This window comes from Streptomyces sp. NPDC085460 (assembly GCF_044541975.1).
In the GTDB taxonomy this organism is placed as follows: domain Bacteria; phylum Actinomycetota; class Actinomycetes; order Streptomycetales; family Streptomycetaceae; genus Streptomyces.
Genome location: NZ_JBITTO010000003.1, coordinates 706,884 through 713,813 on the forward strand (window position 1 = coordinate 706,884; position 6,930 = coordinate 713,813).

General features: G+C 72.8%; 5 protein-coding genes. 3 read left to right on the forward strand and 2 right to left on the reverse strand.

All coding sequences use genetic code 11. The features are described 5' to 3' along the window. Window positions 1-165: 165 nt before the first annotated feature. Window positions 166-990: a TetR/AcrR family transcriptional regulator gene (locus tag ACIGHB_RS11095; protein ID WP_399911592.1), complete on the reverse strand. Its 825-nt coding sequence runs from the start codon at window positions 988-990 to the stop codon at window positions 166-168. Window positions 991-1,332: 342 nt separating this feature from the next. Here ACIGHB_RS11095 and ACIGHB_RS11100 point away from each other — a divergent pair, with 342 nt between their 5' ends. Together ACIGHB_RS11100 and ACIGHB_RS11105 are read left to right on the forward strand one after the other, a co-directional pair. Next, a complete protein-coding gene (locus ACIGHB_RS11100; RefSeq protein ID WP_399911595.1) occupies window positions 1,333-2,736 on the forward strand; it encodes an NAD(P)/FAD-dependent oxidoreductase in 1,404 nt (467 codons plus the stop codon). Window positions 2,737-2,842: 106 nt separating this feature from the next. Next, entirely contained in the window at window positions 2,843-4,513 is a 1,671-nt protein-coding gene (locus ACIGHB_RS11105) for a SpoIIE family protein phosphatase (protein WP_399911598.1), read from the forward strand. Here the strand turns inward: ACIGHB_RS11105 and ACIGHB_RS11110 are convergent. After that, window positions 4,510-5,778, reverse strand: coding sequence for an MFS transporter (locus tag ACIGHB_RS11110; protein ID WP_360322013.1), 1,269 nt, complete (start codon window positions 5,776-5,778; stop codon window positions 4,510-4,512). The genes ACIGHB_RS11105 and ACIGHB_RS11110 overlap by 4 nt on opposite strands. Before the next feature lie 155 nt (window positions 5,779-5,933). On the opposite strand from ACIGHB_RS11110, the gene ACIGHB_RS11115 reads away from it, so the two are divergent. Further along, window positions 5,934-6,500, forward strand: coding sequence for a MarR family transcriptional regulator (locus tag ACIGHB_RS11115; RefSeq protein ID WP_360322010.1), 567 nt, complete (start codon window positions 5,934-5,936; stop codon window positions 6,498-6,500). The last annotated feature ends 430 nt before the right edge of the window (window positions 6,501-6,930 follow it).

Genomic DNA, 6,930 nt, shown 5'->3' on the forward strand with positions numbered 1-6,930 from the left:
GTACCCCGGCGTAACCGCTCACGCGTTCGTGTCGTGCTCCTTGGTCCGCCCGGCCCAGCGACCGGGCGGACCGGAAGAAGTCCGACCCGCTACCGCGAGCGCAGGCGTCGGAAGGTGTCCGACCCGCTCACCGCGCGCGCGGGCCCCTGGAAGGACCCCGACCCGCTACCGCGAGCGCAGGCCCTCCAGGAGGATGTCGAGGAGCCGGGCCGAGGCCGCCGCCTGCTGGGCCGCGTCCGGCAGCGCCGGGGCCGAGGTGGCGATGACCAGCAGCACGTCCGCCACGGTCACGTCGGTCCGCAGCTCGCCCGCCTCTCGGGCCCGGTCGACCAGCCGGCCGACGACATCGAGGAGTTCCGCCGCTCCGGCGTCGTCCCGCTCGTCCGCCGGCACCGGCCGGGGCGCCACCACGCGCGCGTCCGGCTGCTCGCCGAGACCCCGCTGGTACGGCACCCGGGCCGCGCCCTCGCCGTCCCCGTCCACCGGGGACTCGTCCACGCCGACCCGCAGCACCTGCGGCGGCAGCAGCCGCCCGGCACCCGAGGCGACCGAGGTGCGCAGGAACCGGGAGAGCGCCGACCACGGCTCGTCCTCCTGCCCGAGCGCGGCCCGCGCCTGCTCGGTCAGCCGCGCCGTCTCCTCCTCGGCTATCCGCCGCACCAGCACGTCCTTGCTGGGGAAGCGCCGGTACACCGTGCCCACACCCACGCGGGCCCGCCGGGCCACGTCCTCCATCGGCGCCCCGTAACCGAGTTCGCCGAAGACCTCGCGCGCGGCACGCAGCACGTGCTCCAGATTGCGCTGCGCGTCCACCCGCAGCGGCGCCGAACGTCCGCCCGCCACCGGGCCGCCCAAGACGGTGCCGGTGCCCGCGACGGTGCCGCCCGAGAGCGCGCTCCCGGCCGGCGGCACGGCGGCCACGGCCCCCGCGCCCCGGTCGTCCTGCGCCGTCCCGATGACGGACTGCCAACGAGAATCCTGAATCTGCATAAGCGTTCCCCCGCTCATGATGTCTCCCCCCGGAGACTCCCCGCCCTGATACGGGGCTCCCGGCCGGTGTGCGCGATCGGTCCGCGCGCACGCCGGAACCGACACCCCGACGAACTACGAACATAGTTGAGTCCGGGTCAATTCAGAAGGGGGAGTTCCGTACGGTGCGCCCCCCGATCGGAGCAAGGCACCGAAGCCACCGGTTTCCCACCCCGTGAACCACCGCCCACTCCCGCCGTGACCTGCGCCGTTGCGCCCACGCACCCCGCGCGCGCCACCCCGCGCCTCCACACCCCTCCGGTCACACAATTCGCCGGGCCTGTGGACAAACACCGGACGGCGATGCCTCATGGGACGGTGACCGAACCTGCGCGCATTCTCGTGGTCGGCGGCGGATACGTCGGCATGTACACCGCGCTGCGCCTCCAGCGGCAGCTCAGGACGGAGCTCGGCGGCGGCGCCGCCGAGATCGTGGTGGTCACCCCCGACCCGTACATGACGTACCAGCCGTTCCTGCCCGAGGCCGCCGCCGGCTCGCTCTCCCCGCGCCACGTCGTCGTCCCGCTCCGCCGCGTCCTGAACCGCTGCCGCCTCCTCATCGGCGAGGTCGAGTCCATCGACCACGCCAAGCGCACCGCGATCCTCACCACCCTCGCCACCGGCGAGGAGGGCGCGGGCCCCGTCGCCCTCACCTACGACGAACTGGTCCTCGCCCCCGGCTCGGTCTCCCGCACCCTCCCCGTCCCCGGCCTCGCCGAGCACGGCATCGGCTTCAAGACCGTCGAGGAGGCCATCGGCCTGCGCAACCACGTCCTGGAGCAGCTCGACATCGCCTCCTCCACCCGCGACCCCGCCCTCCGCGACGCCGCCCTCACCTTCGTCTTCGTCGGCGGCGGGTACGCGGGCGTGGAGGCGCTCGCCGAGCTGGAGGACATGGCCAGGTACGCCACCCGCTACTACCACAACGTCAAGCCCGAGGACCTGAGATGGGTCCTCGTCGAGGCCGCGGGACGGATCCTCCCCGAGGTCGGCGACGAGATGGGCCGGTACGCGATCAGGGAGCTCCGCGGCCGCAACGTCGACGTCCGCCTGGACACCCGCCTGGACAGCTGCGAGGACCGGGTCGCCGTCCTCAGCGACGGCACCCGCCTGCCCACCCGTACCGTCGTGTGGACCGCCGGGGTCAAGCCGGCCCCCGTCCTCGCCGCCACCGACCTGCCCCTCGACGAGCGCGGCCGGATCCGCTGCACCGCCCACCTCGGCGTGGACGGCACCCCCCACGCGTGGGCCGCCGGCGACGCCGCCGCCGTCCCCGACGTCACCGCGAAGGAACCCGGCACCCCCTGCGCCCCCAACGCCCAGCACGCCGTCCGCCAGGCCAAGGTCCTCGCCGAGAACCTCGCCGCCTCCCTCCACGGCCGGCCGCTCAAGGAGTACGCGCACGCGTACGCCGGTTCCGTGGCCTCCCTCGGCCTCCACAAGGGCGTCGCCCACGTGTACGGGCGCAAGCTCAAGGGCTACCCGGCCTGGCTGATGCACCGCGCCTACCACCTCAGCCGGATGCCCACCGCCAACAGGAAGGCCCGCGTCCTCGCCGAATGGACCCTCTCCGGCCTCTTCAAGCGCGAGGTCGTCTCCCTCGGCTCCCTGGAACACCCCCGCGCCGAATTCGAACTCGCGGCCGCACCACCCCCGCCCCCGCCCGCCGACCCCCGCCCCGGCGGGAACGACGAGGCGTCCTCCTGACATCACTGTCAGTGCACTCGTCCACACTGGACGTGTGACCATAGGTGGGCTCACACCTGCACAGCGTGACTCCGCACGGCACCGACACCACGAGGCATACAGATCCGTGAACTTCACCCGTTGGAGCGCCCGGCTCCCCGGTACGCAGCGCCGCGCGGCGCGGGGGACCGAAGGCTCCGTGCCCGCCGCCCGCGGTGAGTACGGTCCGCGGCCGGAGCACCCCACCGCGGACGCCCAGGACCCCGGGGAGACCGGGAAGACCCCGGACGTGGACACCGAGGTCCCCGCCCTGGAGGACTTCTCCGTACGGGACCTCCTCGGCCGCCTCCCCGGCCTCGTCGCCCTCGTGTACGGCCCCGAGCACCGCGTCGCCTACGTCAACGACGCGTACGCCGCCGCCTTCGGCCCCCGCACCCCGGGCGCCACCGTCGCCGCCACCTGCCCCGAGGCCGAGGAGCTCGGCCTGCTGCCCCTCCTCGACCAGGTCCTGCGCAGCGGCAAGCCCCGCACCGTGAAGTCCCGCCGCACCGCCGACGGCGGCTCGTACACGGTCACCTGCCTGCCCGTCGACAGCCCGCGCCTCGACGGCGCCGGCGTCCTCGTCCACGCCGCCGACGTCACCGACCACGCCGAGGCCGCCGAGCGGCTCCGGGCCAGCGAGCGCCGCCACCGCGAGACCGCCGTCACCCTCCAGCGCTCCCTCCTCCCGCAGGAGCTGGAGCAGCCCGACGACCTGCGGATCGCCGCCACCTACCAGCCCGGCGTCGCCGACGCGGCCGTCGGCGGGGACTGGTACGACGTCATCACCCTCGGCGCGGGCCGCACCGCCCTCGTCATCGGCGACGTCATGGGCCGAGGCGTCCGCGCCGCCGCCGTCATGGGCCAGCTCCGCACCGCCGTCCGGGCCTACGCCCGCCTGGACCTCCCCCCGCACGAGGTCCTCCAGCTCCTCGACGGCCTCGCCGCCGAGATCGACGCCAGCCAGATCGCCACCTGCGTCTACGCCGTCCACGACCCCAACGAGGGCAGGCTCGTCTACGCCTCCGCCGGCCACCTCCCGATCCTCGTGCGCGACGAGGACGGCACCGTCCGCACGGCCGGCGACCCCACCGGGCCCCCGCTCGGCACCGGCGGCTGGCTGCACGCCTCCGGCTCCATCGCCCTGCCCCCCGGATCCACCGCCGTCCTCTACACCGACGGACTCGTCGAGCGCCGCCGCGAGGACATCGACGAGGGCGTCGAAGCCCTCGCCCGCGCGCTCGCCGGCGCCAGCGGCACCCCCCAGGTGGTCTGCGGCCGGCTCCTCCGCGCCCTCGGCGTCACCGCCGAGCACGACGACGACGTCGCCGTCCTCGTCGTCCAGCACCCCGCCCGCGACGGCGCCGACGCCGAGCTGTTCCACAACGCCGCCCTCGAACTCCTCGGCGGCGTCGAGGCCGCCCCACGCGCGCGTGCCTTCGCCTCCGGCGTCCTCTCCTCCTGGCGCTTCCCCGTCGAACTCCGCGACCTCGGCGTCCTCGCCACCAGCGAGCTCGTCGCCAACAGCCTCCAGCACGGCACCCCGCCCATGCGCCTGCGGCTGCGCCGCACCGACCGCCGCCTGATCATCGAGGTCACCGACGGCGACGACCACCTGCCGCGCCGCCGCCGGGCGGAAACGGAGGACGAGGCGGGTCGCGGGATCTCCATCATCGCGACGATCGCCTCGTCCTGGGGGAGCCGCCGCACTCCGGGCGGCGGCAAAGCGGTGTGGTGCGAGTTCGCCCTGCCCGACTAGGCAGCGGCGGCGGTCTCCTTCTCGGGCTGGTGCTGGGCCACCACCCGCGAGGCCCGCACGGCGAGCGACGGCTGGTTCTGCACCGGTGTGAGCTGCTTGCCGAGACGGACCGCGAGCACCGTGACGAGCAGCGAGAACAGCACGAAGGTCACGATGTAGGGACCGTGCAGCGACGCGCCCATCGGGCCGCCCACCGCGGGCCCGACCGCCAGCGCCAGCTGCTTCACCAGGGCGAAGGCCGAGTTGTACGAGCCCACCATCGACTCCGGCGCCAGATCGGCCACCAGCGGGGCCACGGTCGGCGACAGCATCGCCTCGCCCAGACCGAAGAGCGCGTACGTGGAGACGAACGCGGCCGTCGCCATCGCCTGGCTGCCGTGCCCGAGCCCCGCGTACCCGGCGATGATCCACGCCAGCGCCCAGATCAGACCCACGGCCGCGATCATCCGGGTGCGCTTGCGGCGCTCCACGAACTTCAGCACCAGGAACTGCGCCAGCACGATCACCGCCGTGTTGGCGGCCAGCGCGATGCCGAGCGTCGACGGCGCGATGCCCGCGGCCTCGGTGCCGTACGCCGCCAGACCCGACTCGAACTGTCCGTAACAGGCGAAGAAGAGGACGAAGCCGAGGACGCACAGCTGCACCATCGCCTTGTGGCCGAGCAGCGCCCGGACCCCGCCGCCCTTGCCGCCGGCGGGCCGCGCGCCCTGGAGCGCCGGCGAACCGGCCATCCGCACGGTGCCGACCACGCCGGCCAGCACCAGGAACATCACGGCCTCGATCGAGAACAGCAGCAGGAAGCTGTCGGGCCGGGCCACGTCGACCAGCTGGCCGCCGATCAGACCGCCCAGACCCAGCCCCAGGTTCTGCAGGAAGAACTGGAGCGCGAAGGCACGGGTCCGGCCCACGGGCTCGGAGCACCACACGATCATCGTGGCGAGCGCCGGCTGGAGCACCGCGGTGCCCGCACCCAGCAGCGCGGCGGCACCCACCGCCGCCGGGACGCTCGACGCGAGACCCATCCCCACGGCGCCGACCGCGGCCAGACCGGAGGCGACGAGCAGCACCGGCACGGGACCGCGCCGGTCGATCGCCCGCCCGCTGAACGGCAGCACCACGAGCGCGGCCATGGCGAAGACGGCCAGCACCACACCCGCGGTCGTCGCGCCCAGATCGCGCACCTGCGCCACGTACACATAGAGGTACGGCACGGTGAAGCCGAGTCCGAACGCGCTCAGCGCACTGCCTGCCTGAATCCGGCGCATCGCGGCGCCCCTCGCCTTGGTCACACTCACCCACTTCGGTCGCGGGTTCAGCCTTGTACGCCTGAGCCCTGAAGACTTCAACACTAAAGTTCGATCCTTAACACTACACATGAAAGGACTTCAACGCCAACGAGGTCCGTGGGATACTCGCCCTCATGTCCGACACCCCCGCGCGCCCCGTCTCGCAAGAGCCGCAGGAGCCGACGCTCGACGAGCAGATCGCCGCCTATCAGCGCGAGTACCGCGACCTGGATCCCCAGGTGGAGAAGGTGGTCTCCGCCCTCGGCCGGCTGAACCGCCGGATGAACGTGGCGTACGGCCGCCAGCTCGCCGACCTCGGCATCAGCAACGCGGAGTGGGAGGTCCTCAAGACACTCGTCCTCTCCGGCGCCCCCTACCGCCTGGGTCCGGGAGAGCTGGCCAAGCGCCTCGGCCTCACCCCGGCCGCCATGACCCACCGCATCGACCGCATGGCCGGCGAGGGCCTGGTCACCCGGGACCGCGACGAGAACAACCGGGTCCGCGTGATCGTCGAGCTCACCGACGAGGGCCGGTCGAAGTGGCTGGAGGCGATGCGCATGGCCACGGACTTCGAGGAGGAGCTCCTCCAGGACCTCGGCGCCGAGGAGCGCGTCGCCCTGGGGGACGCGCTGATCCGCCTCCTGCGCCGGGTCGAGCTGACCCAGCCGGACGCCGGCGGCAGGCTCACCGACCTCGACTGAGCGCGGCCCCCGGACGTCACCGGAGGGGTGTTGACACTCACCCGGGGGACGCGTAGTGTTCTCCGAGTTGTCACGGAGCCGGAACGGTTCTTCGACAACCATCCCGCCGCGAAAGCGGCACCTCCAACCAGCACGGTCTCCCTCACGGGATGAATTTCGGCATGCCGAAATTCAATTCGAACGGCTCGATTATGAGTCGCCGAAGGAATCCGCTAAGGTTTGAGACGTCGGAACGGCCCAACAGCCGGGAAGACAAACCCCGCTGACTGGGAATCAGACGCCGAAAGGATCTGATAGAGTCGGAAACGCCGGAAGGGCCCTGAGCGAAAGCGAAAGGGACCGGAAAGCACCGAGGAAATCGGATCGGAAAGATCTGATAGAGTCGGAAACGAAGGAAGCGCCCGGAGGGCCTGGAAACAGGAACGAAGGA